The organism is Leadbetterella byssophila DSM 17132 (assembly GCF_000166395.1).
In the GTDB taxonomy this organism is placed as follows: domain Bacteria; phylum Bacteroidota; class Bacteroidia; order Cytophagales; family Spirosomataceae; genus Leadbetterella; species Leadbetterella byssophila.
In genome coordinates this window covers 2817072-2839331 of sequence record NC_014655.1, presented here as the reverse complement: position 1 = coordinate 2839331, position 22260 = coordinate 2817072, and the positions used below count along the sequence as shown (strand labels likewise).

Annotated in this window: 14 protein-coding genes; 9 read left to right on the top strand and 5 right to left on the bottom strand. The window is 41.6% G+C overall.

What is annotated here, in order from left to right; genetic code table 11:
• Positions 1-60: 60 nt before the first annotated feature.
• Positions 61-5439, bottom strand: a complete 5379-nt coding sequence (locus tag LBYS_RS12735) for an alpha-2-macroglobulin family protein (protein ID WP_041823702.1) — start codon at positions 5437-5439, stop codon at positions 61-63.
• 162 nt (positions 5440-5601) lie between these two features.
• On the opposite strand from LBYS_RS12735, the gene gcvT reads away from it, so the two are divergent.
• Positions 5602-6690, top strand: coding sequence for a glycine cleavage system aminomethyltransferase GcvT (gene gcvT, locus LBYS_RS12730; protein ID WP_013409252.1), 1089 nt, complete (start codon positions 5602-5604; stop codon positions 6688-6690).
• A gap of 206 nt (positions 6691-6896) precedes the next feature.
• On the opposite strand, the gene LBYS_RS12725 is transcribed toward gcvT, so the two are convergent.
• Positions 6897-7742, bottom strand: a complete 846-nt coding sequence (locus tag LBYS_RS12725) for a tetratricopeptide repeat protein (protein ID WP_148225823.1) — start codon at positions 7740-7742, stop codon at positions 6897-6899.
• A 618-nt stretch (positions 7743-8360) separates the two neighbouring features.
• Here LBYS_RS12725 and LBYS_RS19780 point away from each other — a divergent pair.
• The 3 genes from LBYS_RS19780 (at position 8361) to LBYS_RS12715 (ending at position 12615) form a co-directional block, all read left to right on the top strand.
• A complete protein-coding gene (locus LBYS_RS19780; RefSeq protein WP_262494809.1) occupies positions 8361-8492 on the top strand; it encodes a hypothetical protein in 132 nt (43 codons plus the stop codon).
• Between the two features lie 391 nt (positions 8493-8883).
• The gene (locus LBYS_RS18385) at positions 8884-9720 is read left to right on the top strand and encodes a GLPGLI family protein (RefSeq protein ID WP_013409250.1); all 837 of its coding nucleotides are present in this window, start codon (positions 8884-8886) and stop codon (positions 9718-9720) included.
• Between the two features lie 249 nt (positions 9721-9969).
• Positions 9970-12615 carry a carboxypeptidase-like regulatory domain-containing protein gene (locus LBYS_RS12715; protein ID WP_148225822.1) on the top strand — a complete coding sequence of 882 codons (2646 nt, stop codon included), beginning with the start codon at positions 9970-9972 and terminating at the stop codon, positions 12613-12615.
• A gap of 460 nt (positions 12616-13075) precedes the next feature.
• On the opposite strand, the gene LBYS_RS12710 is transcribed toward LBYS_RS12715, so the two are convergent.
• Entirely contained in the window at positions 13076-13711 is a 636-nt protein-coding gene (locus LBYS_RS12710; RefSeq protein ID WP_013409248.1) for a porin family protein, read from the bottom strand.
• A gap of 150 nt (positions 13712-13861) precedes the next feature.
• On the opposite strand from LBYS_RS12710, the gene prfA reads away from it, so the two are divergent.
• Positions 13862-14938 (top strand): peptide chain release factor 1, encoded by a 1077-nt coding sequence (prfA, locus tag LBYS_RS12705; protein WP_013409247.1) that lies wholly within the window; start codon positions 13862-13864, stop codon positions 14936-14938.
• Positions 14935-15516 carry an RdgB/HAM1 family non-canonical purine NTP pyrophosphatase gene (rdgB, locus tag LBYS_RS12700; protein ID WP_013409246.1) on the top strand — a complete coding sequence of 194 codons (582 nt, stop codon included), beginning with the start codon at positions 14935-14937 and terminating at the stop codon, positions 15514-15516. Before prfA ends, rdgB begins: the two co-directional genes overlap by 4 nt.
• Here rdgB and smpB read toward each other — a convergent pair.
• Positions 15513-15959, bottom strand: coding sequence for an SsrA-binding protein SmpB (gene smpB, locus LBYS_RS12695; RefSeq protein ID WP_013409245.1), 447 nt, complete (start codon positions 15957-15959; stop codon positions 15513-15515). The genes rdgB and smpB overlap by 4 nt on opposite strands.
• A 492-nt stretch (positions 15960-16451) precedes the next feature.
• Here smpB and hflX point away from each other — a divergent pair, with 492 nt between their 5' ends.
• The 3 genes from hflX to LBYS_RS12680 all read left to right on the top strand — a co-directional run bounded on the left by hflX (position 16452) and on the right by LBYS_RS12680 (position 19562).
• Positions 16452-17696 (top strand): GTPase HflX, encoded by a 1245-nt coding sequence (hflX, locus tag LBYS_RS12690; RefSeq protein ID WP_013409244.1) that lies wholly within the window; start codon positions 16452-16454, stop codon positions 17694-17696.
• A gap of 5 nt (positions 17697-17701) precedes the next feature.
• Positions 17702-19126: an MFS transporter gene (locus LBYS_RS12685; protein ID WP_013409243.1), complete on the top strand. Its 1425-nt coding sequence runs from the start codon at positions 17702-17704 to the stop codon at positions 19124-19126.
• A 133-nt stretch (positions 19127-19259) separates the two neighbouring features.
• Positions 19260-19562 carry a LytTR family transcriptional regulator DNA-binding domain-containing protein gene (locus LBYS_RS12680; RefSeq protein WP_013409242.1) on the top strand — a complete coding sequence of 101 codons (303 nt, stop codon included), beginning with the start codon at positions 19260-19262 and terminating at the stop codon, positions 19560-19562.
• A gap of 23 nt (positions 19563-19585) precedes the next feature.
• Here LBYS_RS12680 and LBYS_RS12675 read toward each other — a convergent pair whose 3' ends face one another.
• Positions 19586-22204 (bottom strand): valine--tRNA ligase, encoded by a 2619-nt coding sequence (locus LBYS_RS12675; RefSeq protein ID WP_013409241.1) that lies wholly within the window; start codon positions 22202-22204, stop codon positions 19586-19588.
• Positions 22205-22260: the final 56 nt, after the last annotated feature.

The window sequence follows — 22260 nt, the reverse complement described above, 5'->3', positions numbered from 1 at the left end:
TTTCAAGTCAGTTGAATGTTCAATATAAGTCAGATCATTTTTAAATCTAGCATATTTTTCTCAAAATCTTATTAGAACTCTGGTACCTTCAGAGTGAGCGCTAAACTCTGGAGCATACATGTTTTGAAGTTGGGCTATGCCGTTAGAATAGGAACCGGCATTATTTGCATTCAATTCATATTCAAATACATACTTGCCTTTCTTAATGTAATCAGCGAAGAAATGTGTAGCGACATCCCGGGTACTTTCGTAATAGTATATTCCGTTTTGGTATTTGTACGAGGATAAAACATTTACGGGTTCAAACCCGGCGGCTCTATAATCCTTGATGTGCACAAATTCCATGTCTTGACCCACCTCTAAGATTAGACGAATGATCACCTGGTCTCCCACTTTGATGGGACTGCTTTGAGTGATTTCCTTCAAGACGTTAGTACCTTTATCCTTCAGGTAAATTCCTTTTTTGATAGAGACTCCGTTTGCTGCTGCACTAACTTTATCCCGATCTTCGAAATACTGCCAGTAGGCATTTGCCCAAGCTATCCCAGCACTGGATTTTTCTAGTTTTAAAGTGCTCATTTCCGACTTAATTTCGTCTGCATTCCACGTTTTCTTAAGGTATCCTGCAGTGGTTGAGGCGCCGTCAAATTTTTCTTCTCCTATTTGGGCAAGCACCCCTGATTCTGTTCCTATGAGACTTTTTCCGTGCATGAGCAGGGCTTTTACGGCTAGGGTGGTGGATTTGGTACTGGGCCATTGTTGAGCTCTTTTGGACTTGATTAACCATACCTTCATGGCTTCCACGGCATGTTGGTCGTCAAGAATCTCATCAAAGGCTTCGATCAACAATGCTTGAGTTTCTATGGGAGCTTGGTACCAGAACCAGCCACCCTGGTTCTTTTTCCAGTACATGCCAGACTCCTCATGGTTTACGGCTTGCTCTTTTAATAGCTCAAGTATACCTTTTGCTGTTTTTACCTCTCCCCATCTGGCTTGAGCCAGCGCTACCAATACTTGCCCTTGTAAGCTGAGTTCATTGATCTTTAAGTCGCTATAAAATTTTGTCTTGATGGAATCAAGTTTTGATGAAAGCGGGTATTCTTTAGCAAAGAAGCTTCGCGCGTAGAAATAATGGGCCTTTAGGTAATGATCTTCTGTCTCCATTTCCCGATCCAGGTATTTGATGAGGCTTTTGATGATTTGCTCTGTGCCGGTTAATTCAGCCTCATATTTTTTTAGGCTTCCAAGGCCGGAGAGGATATGCGAGCTGATATAGAAATTAGCTTTTCCGCCGGCAAACCATGGGAATCCTCCACTGGATAATTGCAGATCTTTTAACTTGGACAGGGCCACATTCTGTTCTTGACTCATCCGGTTCAAGTCAAATAGGAGAGCTATTCTTTTTTGCTGTTCTACTTCATTTTTTCCGTCTCTTAACCAAGGGGTTTCTTCTAACAGGATGTTTTTCAACTCCTCATTCGTCTGGAGGGGAGACAAGGCGTTTTTGTTCCAAAGATCAAATACGGTTTTGATTCTTGGGTGAGATGTCAAAAGAACCTGAGAGATGCGGTTAGCAAAAAGCTTGCTGAACACTTGTTCGGCGCAGTCGTAAGGGTATTCCAGCAAGTAGGGCAAGGCAAAGATGGCATTCCAAAGGGGATTGGCGTGTAATTCAAAGGTTAATTTGTAAGGTTTGATTTTTGGGAGTTTATCAAAGTTCAGGCTCTTGGAATCCCCTTCTCTAACGGAAAGGCTAAGGGCTTCTGTTACTAAGATTTTCTGGCTGAGAACAGGTAAGGTGGTTTCTTCTCCATCACTGAAAGTGGAGGTAGCAGCTATGATGCTAATGTTTAGAGCTTCTATCCCTTTTGGAACTTCGAATTCCCAAGCTACGTCTGTAGATTTATTACTTTCTAATTGGAAAGGAAGAGGTTTCAAAGAGAAAACCAACTTTTCAGTAATGGGATCTTTTACTAGAATTTTGGCTTCTCCTCTGAGACTTTCCGCACTGAGATTATCAATTTTAGCGGACAAGCGCAGGTGGTCTCCGTTCCGAAGGAAGCGCGGGAAATTAGGCGTAACCATCAACTCTTTTTGGGTCTTGATCCGCTCTTCCATGTAAGCCCAATTCAGATCTGGGGAGTGCAAATAGCTCATCCATTTCCATTCCGTCAGACTTTCCGGTGCTGTGAAAGAGATCTGCAAATTTCTGTCTTTGTCCGCTTGTAAAGTAGGATAAAAGAAGGCCGTTTCATTCAGGTTTTTCCTGATATAGGGTGTTTCAATAGCTTCTTCCGGATCCATCAAGGCTTCTTCCGCTAAGGCTACAGGTGCGGCATCCATTTTAGCTTGCGCATTCACTACACCGAAGAGCTTGTACCTATTTCTGGGTGCAGCCCATTCCAAAAGTGCTCTAGATATATGAAAGGTAAGAGGTTCTGTGTTAAGATAGTACGTGTCTGGCAGGTCAATCCGAAGTAAAGGTTCGGTATAAGTCATACCATGCAGGTAGTTTATTGCGGAATATCTGTGTTTAATAGCAATATAGGGATTGAATCCGCTGCTTGGCCACTGATGATTATACAGGGCGTCTAGGGAGGCATCATACATAGCAGATAGGCCTTCTATGTTTTGTCCTTTGAGGGTAATGGTCCATGTCTCTTTGTCGCCCGGTCTAATCTTGTTCCTATACGTGGAGCGTAGGATCTCTATCTTCTTTTCCGCCGTAGGGAGCCTTAGTGAAGCGGAAGCGCTGGTGTTATATTTGGTATAAGAGTAGTGAACGTGATAATCCAAATCGTACTGGATGGGAAACTGTAAGGTGGCTTTCCCGTTTTTAAGTGCTAAGGTCTTTTCTTCTATACGTTTTTCTCCGGATTCTATGCGGATGTAAAGGACCATGTCATCTGCAGAACTATTGAAATTTAATTTTGCAACCTCGCCTTTTCGGTACACCTCTTTGTTTTTCTTCACGTCCAAAAGAGATAAGTCCGTACCTTCTAGGTAAATGTTTTCTATATGTTCAGGCTCCCCGGGACTTTGGATCTTTACTCGTACATAGCCGCCTTTGAAGGATGCAGGAAGACTTATGGTAGTGTTGTCATTAATATCTTTTTCTACAAGCCGCTTTTCTTGCTCCCATTTTGAGGGTAGTAGTTCGTCTAGATACGGTTCATGAGGGAATAGCTTTACAAAGCTACTTTTATCATAAAGTGCATAGTCCATGCTGAGAGGTGAATTCCTGAGAGGTCTGGACGGGGCTTTTAAGCTATAGATTTCTACATGTGCTTTAAAAGGCAAGGAGTCCCCTTGAATGTTTACACCTGTTATACGGATGGTACTTGGGGTAGGAGCAGTAGCAGAGAAGAAGATCTTTTTAGCGCTGACGTTAAAGTATTCTGAGGAGGATTGGGTCTCTCCATTTTGGTCTGTAATCCTAACTTCTACTTTATATCTATAGGTGCTGAGCGAATCACCTTTGGGCTGGAAAGAGAAATCAAATTTACCTTGGTCATTTGTAGTAAAGTTACCGGATGCCACAGGTACATTTTCATCTACCGCACCTCTTCTCCAGAAGGGATGATAATTTTGGCGGTAGATGGTATATTCTCCTTTGGCTTGAAATAAAGTTGCCCCTGCATAGGATTCAGCGGCACCTTCGATTTTTACATCTCTCCCAAATGCGATGACCTGCTGAGGAATATGGATATTCACCTGAAATTTTGGCCTTTTGTATTCCTCAACTCTAATGGATTGTTGGGTGTACCCATTCACCGCTATAGAATAATGTCCTGTATTTCCTCCGGTAGGAAGGGAAAAGGTGCCGTTTGTACTTCCCCAGTCGTTTGTGGTGAAATGCTGCTCAGAGGCCAGTTGCCTATTACTATCAAAAAGACTTACTTTGATTTTTGTCTTTTTCAAAAGGTCTACCTGAGTATCCTTTTGGCGATAGCCTATGATCTTAAAGTGAACAAGCTGTCCCGGCCTATAAATGGACCTGTCTGTGAATACTTTGTAATAATCAACTTCTTTTACGCTGCTTTCCGTGTAATTATAATTTCTGTTCTTGTAGTAAACGGATTCGTCCGGCAGTTTGAGGTAGTGATGGTGCTGTAGGTCATACTTTGCTAGACCATCTTTATCTGTCTGAACCGTACTTATTTTCTTCAGTTTATTGTTTTTAAGAGAATAGATCTCTATGCTTTTTTTTGCCAAAGGTTTTCCGGTCTCTCTATTTACGGCTCTAATGTTTCCGTCATTAAAGAGATGGTAGTTAGAAACTTGGAGGAGTAAGTATTCTATATTCTCTTTAAAATCGGAATCGGAGCTGAAGAGGAGCAGGTAGGAACCGTTTTTAAGAGGTTTTCCAGCGGCAATGGTCCGGTGATGTTTGTAATCGTCAAAGGATTTTAGTACGATGGAGTATTGATCTACTAGTTTATAACTTGATGTTAATTTTTCTACAAAAGTACTTTTGTTCTGAAGCAGGTTCTGTAATGGATGATCTGCGGGGGATTGTGGGAATGCAAAAACTCTGACTTGGAGTTGCTTGATGTTTTTATGTGAAATCTGCAGGGGTATAGCTAAGTTCGGTGATACGAATTCTTCGGCGTTGATTTGGAAATCTTGGTTTTTGATGTTCTTTGTCAGGTTAATCATAAAGGGGTCATCAGGAAACTCGGAGATGTATTCCAAAGCTTTCTTAGGATTATCTTCTCGTGAGTAGTAGAGATGGGCTAAACGTCTATAGATGTCATATTTGAATCTGCTTTCTATTTTGGTTAATTCATTGATTTCTGCTAATTGATGATTTTGCAGACTATAGTTCTTAAAGAACACATAGGCATCCGTATCGCCTTTGGCTTGTTTTTCTAGGATAAGCTCTGTTAGCAGTTCCGGCTTCTTGAGTAATTTGGCTGCTTCTACAACTACAATTTCCCAAAGTGTGGTTTGAACTTTCAGGAGTAGGGGTTTATTGTTTTGTTCCAAAAGCATTTCCCATTTTTGGGAAGGCTCAGTTATAAGAAGACCTTTCTGTGCCAGTACTTCAGTAGTGATCTTTTGGATATTCTCCTGTAACTGTTCCCTGGACCACAGTTGGGTGTCCTCTTCGGTCTCCAGGGTGCTGATATTGTTGTGCATTTGGAAAGAATTATACAACTTGGCTAAGAGCATTTTAAAGACTAGGTGGTTAACGCCAGTTTGTGCATCTGTTTCTTTTTTAAAGGAATGGAGGAAATCTGGGAAAGTGGTTTCTGTGTTGTTTAAGTGCACTTGTGCCTGATAGAAAAGGGCTTTCCCGAGGTATGGGATATGATTTTGTTTTCTAGCCAAAGGGATAAAGGCTTCCAGATCTTTACTCGCCGATTGGTATTTTTCAGCTTCTATGTTTTTTTCAATGGGTTTCCATAGGGAATCCAGATTTTGTGCGATGGACATATGGCTTATTATTAGTAAGATAAAAGTGAGATAGCGCATGGGGTCTGAGGGATTTTTATACGTAAACCTAGATTAAAAAAATGAATTAACGAAACCTGCCTATTAGTGTAGTACATATAGGCATCACATATTTCGTATCTTTGTAGAAAAACTTGTTCATCAATGCAAAAAATAACTTTGAGTGACTTTCACGAGTCTATCGGTGGAAAGATGGTTGATTTCGCCGGCTTTTACATGCCTGTACGTTATTCTTCTGATAAGGAAGAGCATTTAGCAGTAAGAAACAGTGTGGGTGTTTTTGATGTATCTCACATGGGTGAGTTTCTTTTGAAAGGAAAGGGCGCTTTAGACTTGATTCAGAAGGTTACTTCGAATGACGCTTCTACTCTTTTTGACGGGAAAATTCAGTATAGCTACTTACCGAATGAGACCGGTGGGGTGGTAGATGATTTATTGGTTTATCGTGTTTCAGAGGAGGAGTATTTGCTAGTAGTGAATGCAGGGAATATCAAGAAGGATTGGGATTGGATCAGCAAGTATAATACGGAAGGGGTGGAGATGACAGATCTTTCACCGGAAACCAGTTTGTTTGCTGTTCAAGGGCCAAATGCGGTGAAGACGCTTCAGAAATTGACGGATATTGATCTTTCTACGATCTCTTATTACACTTTTGTTAAAGGCAAGTTTGCAGGACATGAAGATATCCTGATTTCTGCTACGGGTTATACTGGTGCGGGAGGATTCGAGATTTATCTGCCTAATGCAATAGCTGAGGAAGTATGGAAGAAGATTTTTGAGGCAGGTGCAGAGTTTGATATCAAGCCAATAGGCTTAGGTGCCAGAGATACATTGCGTTTGGAAATGGGATATTGTCTCTACGGAAATGATATTACAGATGAAACCTCTCCATTAGAAGCAGGTTTAGGCTGGGTGACGAAATTCACAAAAGAGTTCACAAACAGTGCTGCTTTAAAAGCGGAGAAAGAAGCGGGATTGAAACGTAAGTTAGTTGCGATAGAAATCATTGACAAAGGTATTCCAAGAAGTCATTATGAAATCTGTACGGCGGATGGGGAGAAGATAGGAGAGGTCACTTCCGGAACCATGTCACCTTCTTTGAATAAGGGGATAGCCTTAGGATATGTAAGTGCGGCTTACAGCAAGGTAGGTACGGAAGTATATATCAAGATTAGAGAGAAATTGACGGCTGCGAAGGTGGTGAAATTGCCTTTTGTAGGGCAAAACGTATAAGATTTATTCTTTTGGGAAATGAGTTCGATAGCACATCGAGCTCATTTTTTTAGAGGGGTTTTAACAGATTCTTCACACCCATGAATGAGTTTATTGTAAGTAAACAAAATGGGATCTGAGAACTAAGAGGGCTGGGTTAAAAAGTATGTAGGGGTAAACCGTTCTTGAATCCTGTACGTGCAAGGTTTACAGATGGAAGCTCCTGATCAGTTCTTCTTAAAGATACCTTTGGGATCCTCTTTTCTGGAGAGAAGTTCCAGAAGTACTTCTTTGCTTAGCTCAGCTGGATTTAGCTCGTAGGCTTTATGGAAATGGGTCCAAGCCGCATCAAGGTCATTTTCTACCATACTTACAATGGTAAGCTGTACATGAGCAGGTGTATATTGCGGTTGGATCTTTATGGCACTATTCAATAGATCCTTTGCTTTCTGGGTTTCTATGACGGAATAGGTATTTCCTAAAGCTTTTTTGATATAAACGGTAGCTAAGTCCGTCATGAATACATAGTTCTTTCCATCAGAAAGTTCTAGGCCTTTGTTCATTAAATCTATGGCTTGTGAATAGTTACCGTTTTGGAACTCTATCACTCCTAAGCCCCAGTAGATCTCAATATTTTCCGGTTCTAAAAGATAGGCCAGATTGAACCTATAAGTAGCTGTACTTTTGTCTCCTTCGCTGAGGTATTGCCAGGCCATCTTATTGAAGAATTCACCGGCTTCTTTACGAGATTTAAATTCTCTGTCACATTCTGAGAGGAACATCTCATCATTGACCAATTGAGCTTCTGTCTTTTCGTATTGGCCAAAAAGAGGTAGGTAATTTATGTCAACCCCTGCAGGTGCTGTCTTTGGTACAAGCACAACCTTCTCTGCCACAACCTCCGCAGAGGTAGCTTCTATGGTCTTCGTACTGGCAGGAGTTACCTTAGGTGCATTGAGGAGATCTTTGTTCCCCTTGGCCACAGTTCCACCGGCTTGCGATTTATGTGCCACCTGGGCCACACACAAGGATTGAACACCTAAGTAAACGCTAAACATTAATAATCCTCTCACTTTTTACCCATTAATTGAAAGCATACTTTTAAACGCTGAACGCGTGGACGATATTGGAAGAGGGCGAGAATTTATTTATCCCTCAAGTGTATAGTGTAGTGGTTAATAAGGGTTTATAAAGCAATTTAATAAATTTTTTTCATATTACCTAGGATAGGGCACAAAAAAAACGGAGGATTTCTCCTCCGTTCTGCTAAGAATTATCTCTTTAAAACAAGAAGGTCAAACCGGCAGTGGTGGTTTGTGTATGGATCTTCATCAGAAAGATTAGCCAGACCGTGGGAATATTGACCGCATATTATCGGAAAGCCCCCTGAAACGGCACGTATCCAAAATACACACCTACCCCCGTCCCCACAGCATCTCTCCAAAATGGTCCCAATTCATGGATTTTTTTGATTTTGGGAATTTTGGCATACCAACTAATATTGGAAAAATCTCACCGCCTAAATAGCGAAGATGAACGGGGTTTTGTTTTAGTACCGTTAGATAAATAAGCTTTAAGGAATTTGAACAAGATAAAATCCTTACTTAAATTACATCACATGTATGTAGCCCGAGACCTTCAGACAGGGGCTCAAAAATTACTATACTGAATGATTTACATTTTTATTAAATATGAAACATTTATTAATAGTGTTCTTTACCTTCTTTATCTTCGACCTGTCTGCAAATGACCAGATCATTACAGATAAAGTTTACGAGAAAATAGAAGCGTCACTTGCGCAGGAGCAAAGTAGAAACCAGTAAGTAATGAATCCTACACAATGCTTCATAGGTACGGGAAGTGTTACTTGCTATGGTTCATGTATTCCTGGGCCACACTTTATAGCAACTTTACCCGAATCCTCACCAGAAATGGCACTAGAATTTACTATTCTAATTGCTGAAAGTATTTGTCCTGGATGTAGTTTTAAAGTCAACAACATAATACTAAGTCCTGGTGATTGTCTGATTATTCCGTAATTGCGAAATGTTATTAAAGCATTATAAGTGAGTAATTTTATGAGCGGAAGAGATATTTTAGAGTTATAAGATTCGCAGTCAGCGTGCGTTTATGTTATACATTTTTCACAATACTAAATCAATAGGCAATCCTCTCAGATTTCTTCTTCCGCCTCATTTTAAACCATAGTAAAAAATGAAGAGTTTATTCCTGATATGGGTGGTTTTATTTGCGGGACATTTCACTCCGACAAGAGAATTTCCCTTGAATGAATACCCTATTTTAATCAGTTACAAAGCTGATATTAAGCCGAGAAAAAACCAGGATTATAGAAGAACAGAATATGTTAAACTGTTTATCCACCCTACCGAATCTATCTTTATAGACAACAAATTATGGCTGCTTAACCGAACATCTAAAAGAAACCTGTCCCCACAGGATAGAGCGCGTGAGGTATCCATGATTGGACTACCCTATTTCAGATTCTACCTGGTAAAAGATTACCGCGAAAACTCCACTTCTATCATAGAAGAGCATCTGAATGGGGGGCATAACGCCTTCAAGCAAAACTCTATGACTACGGAGAGCTGGACTATTCTCAACAGTAGTGACAGCACTATAGTGGGTTTAAAAGCGTATAAAGCAGAATGCCAACTTGGCGGACGTACATGGATAGCCTGGTTTACTCCGGAGATCCCTATTTCTGACGGTCCCTATAAGTTTAGTGGCTTACCCGGATTGATTCTTAAGTTGGACTCAACAGAAGGCGACTTCTCTTTTCACATTTCGGGTATTCAAAAACAACTTCCTACAGAGGATTTACCCGATATACCCACTTACAATTTGCTTTCTGAAAATAAGTTCAAAGAAATTCAACAAATGATTTCTGACAATCCATTTGCAAAATTCCAAAGTAAAGGGAACAAAATTGAAGGTAATATCACGGTAGGGGATAAAGTAATGACACAGGAAGAGTATATCCTTTTTCTAAAGAATGACAGAAAGAATTCGAATTATATTGAGGAAAACTAAACCTCAAAGAAAGGGTTTTAAGCTTTCGCCCATGAGGCAAACCACTTTCAGGATACCGGTGTCCCACCGATCGTTAGAAGGGTTTATAGGTGTACTTCTTACCGAGAAAGGCTGAATGTAGGCAGATCCGGATTTTCAGATCATAGGGGGAAGTCGATGGGAGAAATCTCAAAAGGGTTATTAGGCATATCCTTAGTACAAGCTCAATATAAAAGTGTCACCTTTGAAGCAAAGCAAAATAATAAGGTGATGAACAGGGTCGAATTTAGCCTTTCTCTGAAAAGGAACATCACGTTCAATTGGAACAAGTTTAGAATGAGTATTTGTAAATATAGCTTTTCAAAGGGTTTCATCGGGCGAATACTGCTTATAATGGCTTTATCCGGCAAGGGTATTATAGCCCAGACCCGGATAGAAGGAACCGCTAGAGATACAGATCAAAACCTCCTACCTGCCGTTAACATCACCGTTACAAAAGAGGGTAAACTTTTGGCATTCGCAGTCACTAAAACTGACGGATCCTATCATCTAAAGGTCAATGCGCAGGTGGACAGTGTACTCATCGCCGTCAGTAAAATGGGCTATACCAATCAGGAATTCCTCCTCCCCAATAAAAATCAACGCTTGGATTTCGTCCTTCAGAAAGGTGATTTCACATTGAAGGAAGTAAAAGTCGAGCTTCCACCTATCCGGCGCCGCGGCGATACCCTCTCATACAAAATAGAGGAGTTTCAGTCCGTCGCGGACCGCACCATTGGAGATGTAATCAAAAAACTCCCTGGTATTAACGTAGACGCAGATGGTATTATCTATTATCAGGGAAACCCCATAAACCGCTATTACGTGGAAGACATGAATTTGCTGGACGGACGCTACGGTCTGGTGAACGAAAATCTCCCCCACGGTAAAGTGGCCATCGTGCAAGTCTATGAAAATCACCAACCAATCCGGGCACTCGACAGTCTCCGCCCCTCTGATCGTGCAGCCATAAACATCAAGCTCAAAAATAAGGTGACCAAAACCGGAAATTTCCAGTACGGAGCAGGTTTTCAACCTTTTCTCTGGAATGTCAATGCCACCCCCATCGTATTTGTCCCCAATTTTCAGTTCCTGACCTCCGTGAAATCCAATAATACGGGAGAGAACCTGTTTCCGCAGTTTTACGACAACTTCCAAAACGGACTGTTCGCTAAAGAAAACTGGCTGAGCGTTTCTTCGGTAAGTCCACCCGGCTTTTCGCCGAAGCGCTGGATGGATAACCGGTCGCATGCCCTCTCCCTGAACACCTTGAAAAAATCCACCCGATCCCTGGAGATGAAACTGAATGTCTCCCTTGTCCTGGACCAGCAGAGGCGCTCAGGTAACAGCACTACCACCTACTTTTTAGAGGGTGAACCCGTACATTTCGCAGAAGATATTCTCAGTAGGTTCAAAACGAATCACCTTTCAGGCGCCCTTGAATTCATCAAGAATGTACCTCATGCCTATTTCAACAATAAGCTTACGTTTGAAAAGGAGTGGAGGGCGGACGAGGCCCAAAATGCGCGGTTCACCCGGATATACAACCAGGAAAACAGTACCGGGAATTTCCGCATAAGTAATAATTTTCACCGGATATTTAACCTAAGACATACCACTTATAATTTTTATTCTCTTATATCTTACGTACAAAATACCCAGGACCTGTCTGTCAAACTAACCGACAGCCTGGCGAACCCGCAGCAGGTCTTCTCCCATAGGGGTTTTAACACACATCACTTCGCTGATTTCTCGGTACGTATAAAGAAACGTTTTTCCATAGCGCTTAGGACAGGTTCCCAAATAGCGCTCTCGCATATTCATACTAAGCTGAGTGGGCATGAAGTGAAAACCAATACCGTTAATAACTTTCAATGGAATACTTTTAAAACCTATATTTCGGCTGGCATGACCTTTACTCCCGGCAAATGGTGGCTCAACTTGAATTTCCCCTTCGCCCATTATTATATTGACTATAGCCCGGAAGAACGCCGACGAACCTTTAGTCGCCTGGTACCGGAACCCATGCTGAACGCGCGCCTGAAAAGTGTCCCCGGCCTGGAGTTTACCGGCAATATCCGGTACAGTAATCTTTTAGCCCAACTGGGAGATATATATACAGGAAGCATTATGCAAAACTACCTTACTGTAGTCAGCAAAAATACTGACTTTACTGACGACAGGCGACTGAGCGGTGGGGTAGGTGTAAATTACAATAATGCGGTCTCTGGTTTGAGTTTTAATCTCAACCTGAATGCCTCACGGGGAATTCAGAATCGATTGCCTCAAAACTATATTCTTCCTGACGGTTCTACCGAAGTTCAGTACATGGCAAAAAGGAACCTAAGCCATACACAGTCGGGAAAAGTCCAACTGACCCAGTACCTCTTCGGGCTCAAGACATCACTCTCCGCAGGTTTGCTGGTAATGAAATTTCAAAATGAACAATGGGTGAATGGTTACCCGGGTAGTTTTACTAATCGCACGATTGAACCCAATGCCCACCTTAAAGTAAACCGCTTCAAACAGGTAGAGCTGACATACAGTACCCGATACACCCATGTGAAAGGCAGTAACCAGCCCGAAAGCATAAGGCAGTTTCAGCAGCAGATGGGTATGGCGCTGGCCGTGGTGAAAAATACCGTGTTCATAGCCAATGCCGAACACCACAGCATCAATGCACAAGATTACTTTTTCAGTGACCTGACCGTTCGCTACACTGTTCCTAAGATCAAACAGGATTTTGAACTGGGCGTGGTCAATCTTTTTAACCAGAACACCTTTAAGAGTATCTACCTTAACAACTACATCATGCAGGAGACGATCTTCCGACTAAGACCCCGACAATTCCTCCTGAGGGGTAGTTTCAGGCTGTAGCTTGAGGTTCACCTATGCTTAAAAATGCGGGAACTGCCGCTGCGCTCTACGAATTTCAAGTAATATATACGAATCTCAAGTTTCTGCATTGAGGTGAAAATGTCCACAAGGCCAGTGAAACGTTAGAATTACCGCTGCGATAAATTAAAACGGTAGGGTTTCTTGTAAATGGGCGGAAAGATCAAAGTTAAAGAACAAACCTTCGGACAATTCAATAGTCCGAATCTGAGTACATTTTTGGGATTGGAAAAGGTAAAATAGGAGTTCCTATGGTGAGCCATCATCTTAGAAAAATGCCGGCTAAAGGTTTATATTTTTTTGGTTTCAAACTATATGATTTGCTCTTAACCCAAGGATTTCTATTTTAATAAGTAATTGGGAAATCAGTGCTTAAATCCGCCACCGAAGAGGTTTAGTAAAAAAGGAGGCTATCCGGTATGGACAGCCTCTGCTAAGAAATTTAAAACAAGAACGTCAAACCTGCAGTGATGGTTTGTGTATTTACCTTCGGATCTTCATCAGAAAGATTAGCTAGACCGTGGGAATATTGACCGCTGATGATCAATCTTTTTCCGATATGAAAACCTAAACCGGCGTTTACCCCATAATCTAATCTGTCTTTGGCGCTGATCAAATCTTCTGCTTCTTCATCATCAAACAAGTCGTACGTAATTGAGCCTATCTTCGCTTTGCCCATTACGGCATAGCCTACAAATCCTCCTACAAAGGGGGCGATGGCGAAATTATCACCTACCGGAATTTGGTATCCTACATTTATAGGAAGTTCAACAAAGCTATAAGTGACCTTTATTTTGCTATCTCCAAAAAAAGCGGATACAATAGGATCATCTATATTCATTGAAGTACCTTTCTGGTTAAACAGTAATCCCGTTTGGACGAAGAGCGGTTTGCTTAGATTAGAATAATAAACCAGACCTGCTTGAGGGGTAAAAATGGACTTTAATTCAACTCCAGGTAAAGTTTCTCCAAACTTTATATTAGCCATATTTCCGCCTACTTTAACTCCGAAGCGGGATTGCGCAAAAGTTGTGGCACTGATAAGGCTGAACAGTAAGATAATGAGTGGTTTTTTCATGTGCATTTTATTTTAGTAGATTAATGGGGCAAAGATAAGTTATTGTATTTGTAATATTTACAATTGTAAATGTTTATTTATTGTATGGAAGGAAAATGATGATTTGCACGAAAGGCTGTATTTTTGTGTTTTATTAGAAAATACGCAGCTATGTTAATAGAGCAACTAGAAGGTATTGTAGAGCGCTTCGACGAGGTATCCCAGCAGATTACCATGCCGGAGGTGGTCTCTGATATGGAGAAATTCAAGAAGATAAGCAAAGAATATAGAGACTTAGAGAAGATTGTACAGGAGTACAATGCCTATAAACTCATTTTGGCACATCTGGATGAGGCCAAAGAAATCTTGGCTACGGAGAAAGATGAGGAAATGCGGGAAATGGCTAAGTTAGAATTGGATGAGCTATCTCCTAAAAAAGAAGAGGCGGAGGAGCGTTTGAAAGAATTGCTCATACCTAAAGATCCAAATGACAGTAAAGATAGTATTCTGGAAATCCGGGCCGGTACTGGCGGTGATGAGGCCTCTATCTTTGCGGGGGATTTATTCCGCATGTATCAGCGTTTTGCTGCCCAACAAGGCTGGCAGTTTACGGTGATGGATTTTACGGATGCGCCTTCAGGCGGGTATAAAGAAATAGTGGTAAGTGTCAAAGGGGAAGACGTATACGGTAAGTTAAAATATGAATCAGGTGTTCACCGGGTACAGAGGGTACCGGCTACTGAATCTCAGGGTCGTATCCATACCTCTGCCGCTACGGTGGCTGTCCTACCTGAGGCGGATGAAGTAGACGTGCAGATAAACATGAATGATATACGCAAAGATACATTCTGTTCTTCGGGTGCAGGTGGGCAGTCAGTGAACACTACCTACTCTGCCGTAAGGGTAACTCACATTCCTACGGGCTTAGTGGTGCAGTGTCAGGATGAACGTTCTCAGATCAAGAACTTTGATAAGGCCTTGACGGTACTTCGTTCGCGTCTTTATGAGATTGAGTTAGCTAAACAAAATGAGTCCATCGCCGGAGAACGTAAATCTTTAGTGGGTTCAGGAGACAGATCCGATAAGATTCGTACGTATAATTATCCACAAGGAAGGGTGACAGATCACCGTATAGGATTCACCGTTTATAACCTACCACATGTGATGGAAGGTAATATAGGGGAGTTTATTGAAAAACTTCGTTTAGCTGAAAACACAGAGAAGATGAAGGAGGGTCTGGCGGCATGATCCCCATTTGTCTAGCTACCCATAATGCGCACAAGGCAGAGGAGCTTAAGAGTGCTTTAGGTGATAGGTTTGAAGTCAAAACCTTGAGTGACTTAGGGGTGATGGAAGATATAACGGAAACCGGTACCACATTTGAAGAGAATTCTTTGATTAAAGCCCAATACGTTTATGAGCGTTTTGGAATAGCCGTTTTGGCAGATGATTCCGGTTTAGAAGTGGAGGCTTTAGATGGGAGACCGGGGGTATACTCAGCCAGATATGCCGGAGAGCCTTCTGATGCTACGGCAAATAATCTCAAGCTCATGCAGGAACTTGAAGGCATTTCCCAAAGATCTGCCAGGTTCAGAACCGTGATTACCCTCATTTGGGATGGAGAAGTACATCAATTCTCCGGTGAGGTGTCAGGAGATATTACTCCTAGCTTTGGGGGTGAAGTGGGTTTTGGATATAATCCTGTATTTGTTCCAAAGGGCTACGAAAAAACCTTCCATGAAATGGGCTTTGAAGAGCGTAGTCGCTTAAATCATAGAGGACAAGCTATGCAAAAAGTATTGACCTTCTTATCAGGAAAGAACTAGAATCTTTCCTGATCTCTTTTGATATCCTTTTCTTTAATGGACTCTCTTTTGTCGTAAAGCTTTTTACCTTTTGCTAAGGCAATATCTAACTTCGCTAATCCTCTGTCGTTTATAAACAGACGGGTAGGTATGATGGTCAAACCTTTATCCGTTAGTTTGCCTTCTAACTTCCGTAATTCTTTCCTGGATAATAAAAGTTTCCTTTCTCTAAGGGGGTCATGATTATAGTACGTCCCGTTGTCATACTTAGAGATGTTCAGGTTTTTGACAAAGAGTTCACCTCTATGGAAGATACAATAGGCATCTGCCATGCTCACCTTAGCTTCTCTGATGGATTTAATTTCAGTCCCAGTAAGCACCATCCCGGCCGTGTACTCGTCCAGGAAGAAATACTCAAAGGAAGCTTTCTTATTTTTTATGTTTACAGTCTTTTGCAGTTTCATTCCTCTATAACAAGCTTTATACGATAAAAAATCCCTGCCTCAATGTTAGTGGCAGGGATTCCGACTTACGTGCTTTCCTAATAATCCAATGATCTGCTGAATAGCAGACAGAAGGATTAAATCTTTAAGAATATATATTTATTTTATTCTTTTCTACTTTCAAGTGAACAAATGTAAATACGAAAAAATATATATGCAAAGTTGATGCAAGGAAATTTATACACCTAAAATGCTGAGATATCCACATTTAGGGAAAAAAGTCGCCTGAAATCAATAAAATCTCTTTGGAGAGTTTTTGTAAAATTGTAGGAAAAAACCAGATTTTGCGAAGTTTTGTAGCATTTTTGCTATAAAAAGGAGCAGGCTTAAGAATGTGAATAAAATCTTAGGCTCATAGGACGAATTGCTGAAAAATTAGTAATATTGTTGCTTAAATTATTGTAGGTTAGGGGAAGATTGTCTGATTTGATCCATAAAAATAGCTAGAGAAATTTGTTAAATACACCGCTTATAAGTACGCATAAAGAGCAGGAGACAGCCATATTAGTGGGCTTGATCACTCAGAAGCAGAATGCAGAGAAGACCAGGGAGTACTTGGAGGAATTGGCATTTTTAGCTGAGACCTCAGGGGTGAAGACCTTAAAGACCTTTCTTCAGCGCTTGAACTTTCCGGATCAGCGCACCTTTGTAGGTAAAGGTAAACTTGAAGAAATCAAGACATGGGTAGCCATTAATCCCGTGGATACTATCATTTTTGATGATGAGCTTACTCCGTCTCAGGTGAGAAACCTGGAGAGGGAATTTGAAAACAAGAAGGTTTTAGACCGAAGCCTTCTGATTCTGAACATCTTTTCACAAAGGGCCAGGACTGATCAGGCTAAGCGACAAGTAGAGCTTGCCCAGTACAAGTATTTGCTTCCCCGACTTACCCGAATGTGGTCTCACTTGAGCAAGCAGAAGGGGGGTATAGGGATGAGAGGTCCTGGGGAGAAGGAGCTGGAGACGGATAAACGTATAGTTCAGGACAGAATAGCCTTTCTAAAAGAAAAGCTGGACAAGATAGATAAGCAAGCTGCTACTCGCAGAAAGGAGAGAAGCAGACTGGTTAGGGTTTCACTAGTAGGCTACACGAACGTGGGGAAATCCACTTTGATGCGTAAGCTTACTAAGTCAGACGTATTTGCAGAGAACAAGCTTTTCGCTACTATAGATTCGACGGTGAGGAAGGTGGTTTTAGGTCACATCCCATTCCTTTTAACAGATACGGTAGGGTTCATTCGTAAGTTGCCCACCACCCTAGTGGAATCCTTTAAATCTACTTTGGATGAGATCCGTGAAGCGGACATACTCATTCATGTGGTGGATATCTCACATCCTTCTTTTGAGGAGCAGATTGAGATTGTGAATTCTACATTGGGAGAAATAGGAGCTCAGGATAAACCGACTCTTTTGGTATTTAATAAATTAGATCAATATCAACCTGAATCGGAAGAGGGCTTAGATAAACATTTGGCTACAGAAGAAGATTTGAAAAAGAATCTGGAAAGGCTGGAGACCAGTTATTTGAAGAAAAATGCTAAGTATGTAGCCTTTATTTCTGCGGAGAAGAATGAAAACATGGATAAACTCCGGGAAGTATTATTAGATTTAGTGCGCGAAAAACACTTTGGTATTTATCCCAACTGGGACGCTACCAAAAACGATCTCTATAACTGGCAAGAAGATGCATCAATTTAAAACCAATGGAAAATAATAAAACCAACCTACCTGCCCTCTACACTCTGGTCACTGTATGGTTCTTTTGGAGCTTTGTGGCCGCATCTAATGGAATCTTAATTCCCCTTTTTAAAGAAAAATTTGATTTGCTGCAGTGGCAAGCCCAGTTGGTAGACTTTGCTTTTTATGCGGCATACTTTGTGGGATCTGTGATTTATCTACTGCTTTCAGCCATGATGAAGACGGATATCCTGAATAAAATTGGGTATAAAAACGGTATTATCTACGGCTTGATCATCTCTGCGGTTGGGTCTATGATTTTCTATCCGGCTGCCGAGTCAAAATCTTACTTTTTATTGCTAACGGCTCTTTTTGTGGTAGGATTAGGTTTCTCTTTACAGCAAACGGCTACCCAACCATTCATGATTGCTCTAGGGCCTCCTGAAACCGGAGCTACACGGATCAACTTAGGCGGTGCGGTGAATAACTTTGGTGGAACGGTGGGTCCGCTGATCGTTTCCTTCGCTATTTTCCGTTCAGTATCTCCGGAAGCGGCGCACAATGCCACCATTGAGTCCGTGAAGTTTCCTTATTTGGTTTTAGGAGTCTTGTTTATCTTGCTAGCCCTGTTCTTCTGGGTCTCTAAACTTCCTAGAATCACTAATGATGAAGAAGTAGAAGCTGGTGTAGGTGTTTTAAAGTTTCCTCAAGTTATTTTGGGGATGAGCGCCATCTTTGTCTATGTAGGTGTGGAGGTTACGGTAGGTAGTAACCTTCCGGAATATCTTAAAGAAACACAAGGACTGGTGTCTTCTCAAGTGTCTAAGTATGTTGCCATGTTCTGGGGAAGTATGATGGTGGGTAGATGGACAGCTGCCGTGGGTAACTTTGGTTTATCTGAAAAAATGAAGAAGATCATGTGGGTAGTAGTGCCTTTCGTGGCCTTTGGCATTGTTTTATATGTGAATTCAATATTAAATGGAGATGTAAGTGATCTATACATGTACAGCTTCTGTGTGTTGGTAATGATCATTTCGTTCTTTGTGGCTAATGAAAAACCTGTGAAAACATTGTTGATCTTTACCGGAATGGGAGCTGTTATGACCTTGATAGGCATCTTTACAACAGGTCAGCTTGCCCTATACTGCTTGATTTCAGGTGGTTTGTTCTGCTCCATTTTATGGCCGAGTATATTCTCATTAGGTACCGCAGGTTTAGGTAAATATACGAATCAGGGAGCTGCATTTATGATCATGATGATCTTAGGTGGGGCAGTGGTACCTGTATTACAAGGATTATTAGCAGACAAAATAGGTATACAATTGTCTTATTTGCTTGCTGTAGCTTGCTTTGCTTACCTGTTCTGGTTTGGGGTGAGGATCCAACAAGTATTGAGAAAACAAAATATTGATTTCGACCAAAAGGTCAGCTCCGCAAAAGGAGGACATTGATGAAAAGAGTGGTTTATCCACTCTTTTTTTTGCATAAACACTAAAATACCGTTAAAACACCTTTGCTTTTTCGGGGATTCTACTCTAAAAACTCTTGACAACATGTTAGAATTTTGTAAAAAAGAATTACAACATGAAAAAGGAGAATTACAATTCGAGAGAGGTCATGTTTCTTTCTGGAGACATCAACTACACAGAAATATACTTAATTAACGGAGAGAAAATGGTTTCAAGCTCTACTCTCCTAAGACATGAGGAGAAGTTAGATAGCTTTATTCGTGTGAGTAAAAAGCATCTGGTGAATCCAGAATATGTATGTGGGTACGAATTGCAAGGGAAATATATGCAGATCACTCTTCAAAACGGTGATCATATGAAGGTTTCGAGAAGGAGAGTAAAAACCGTTCTGTCTAGCATCATGGCAGCTACTGCCTAGAAGGACAGAACGGTCCTTCTTTCTTATAGTTTATTCAGGGCTTCCTGAAGGGCTTGAATCTTAGCTTCTGCATCCGCCAATTTAGCTTTTTCTCTATCCACTACTTCCGGTTTAGCGTTCGCTACAAACCTTTCGTTTGAAAGTTTAGCTTCAACAGATTTCTTGAATCCTAAGGTATATTCTAGTTCTTTCTGAAGGTTTTCTTTTTCAGATGCAGCATCCAGATTTTCACCTAGGTCAAGGCCAAACTCGTCACCTTTAATTATGGTGGTAACTCCTTTCACTTCTGAACTAAAGTTCACCGCGCTTAGGTTTCCTAGTTTTTGTAAGAGTCCTACTACGGCTTCGTATCTTTTTGCATCAGAGGTACGGATATCTAATCCCAAACTTACTTTAGGTGAAATCTGTTTGCTCTGACGGGTATTTCTGATCCATGATACCGCTTCCAGTACGATCTCGAAGGTGTTTAATACCTCCTGATCTACTTCACCTCCTTTAGGGAAATCCTGCACACAGATGGAAGCATTTTCTTCGCGTGTTTTCAAGTTTTGCCAAATCTCCTCAGAGATAAATGGTATCCAAGGGTGAGCCAGGCGCATTAGTTCATCAAAGAAAGATAGGGTAGCTTCATAGGTGGAGGCGTCAATAGGTTGACCTACACCGTCTATATATGCTGGTTTAACCATCTCCAGGTATTGAGAACAGAAGTCGTTCCAGATCAGGTTATACGTTGCTAAGAGGGCGTCAGACATCCTGAACTTCTCATAGTGATCCAGAATCTCAGCTATGGTAGCATTAAGTTTCGCTCTGAACCATTGGATTGGAGCAGTTTGTGGTTCCCCTTCACCTACATTCCATCCTTTTACTAGTCGGAAGGCATTCCATATCTTGTTAGAGAAGTTTCTACCCTGTTCTACCAGTTTCTCATCAAACGGCAGGTCATTACCGGCAGGAGAGCTGAATAGCATACCTGTACGTACGGCATCTGCACCGTATTTATCTATTAGATCCAAAGGATCGGGAGAGTTGCCCAAGGATTTTGACATCTTGCGGCCCAACTTATCTCTCACTATACCTGTAAGGTAAACGTTCTTAAACGGATAAGTGCCTTTGTATTCATATCCTGCAATGATCATTCTGGCCACCCAGAAGAACAAGATCTCCGGAGCGGTTACTAGGTCGTTTGTTGGATAGTAGTAGTTGATATCTTCATTATCCGGATTTTTGAATCCGTCAAATACGGAGATAGGCCATAACCAAGAGCTGAACCAGGTATCCAGTACATCTTCGTCCTGAGTGAAGTCTTCAGCTTTAACATTCAACCCTTTTTCGGTATTGGCTATCTTCACGGCATCTTCCAGGCTTTTAGCTACGATGACTGTGCCATCTGCCAGATAGTAGGCCGGTATACGATGTCCCCACCAGAGTTGGCGAGAGATGTTCCAGTCGCGTACATTCTCCATCCAGTGGTTATAGGTATTCTTGAATTTCGGTGGGATGAGTTTGATGGTATCGTTCATCACGTTTTCCCAAGCCGGCTTGCTGATATCTTTCATTTTTAGGAACCACTGAAGGGAGATTTTCGGTTCTATGACCGCTCCGGTTCTTTCAGAAGTACCTACGTTTGACTTGTATTCTTCTACTTTCACCAGGTTACCGGATTCTTCCAGCATCTTGATGATCTTTTTACGGGCTACAAAACGGTCTTCACCAACTAGGATCTGAGCTTTTTCTGTGAGTTTTCCGGAGTCATCTAGAAGGTCAATCACTTCCAAACCGTGTTTTTCTCCCAGTGCAAAGTCATTTTGGTCATGGGCAGGAGTTACTTTCAAACATCCCGTACCAAATTCCATTTCCACATATTCATCTGCAATGATCTTGATTTCCTTATTGATCAAAGGAATCAAAACGGTCTTACCGATGATGTCTTTGTAGCGTTCGTCATTTGGGTTTACGCAGATGGCTGCGTCAGCCATGATGGTTTCCGGACGTGTAGTGGCAATGGTCACGCCTTCTTCTGATCCCGGGAAGCGGTATTTGATATAAACCAACTTAGAAGCCATCTCTTTGCTGATTACTTCTTCATCAGATACGGTAGTTTTTGCTTCCGGATCCCAGTTGACCATGCGATAACCGCGGTAGATGTGGCCTTTGTTATATAAATCAACGAAAACTTCTATAACGGCGTCATAGAGGCTTGGCTCCATGGTGAAACGGGTGCGATCCCAGTCGCAAGAAGCGCCCAGTTTTCTCAACTGTTTCAGGATGATTCCACCGTATTTTTCGGTCCATTCCCAACAGTATTTTAGGAATTCTTCGCGGGAAAGATCAGCTTTGTTGATGCCTTTTTCTTTCAACATGGCCACTACTTTCGCCTCTGTAGCTATGGAAGCGTGGTCTGTGCCGGGTACCCAACAAGCCTCTTTTCCTTCCATTCTGGCCTTACGTATCAGAACGTCCTGAATGGTGTTATTCAGCATGTGACCCATGTGAAGCACACCGGTGACGTTAGGTGGAGGAATAACTATGGTGTAAGGCTCTTTGTCTTTATTAGGCTTAGAGCTGAAATATTTGTTTTTCTCCCAGTAGGCGTACCACTTATCTTCTACTTCTTTCGGACTGTAGGTTTTTGAAAGTTCCATTGCTAACAGATGTATTACGGCGAAAGGTGTTTTCGCTTATAGGGTGCAAAATTAAG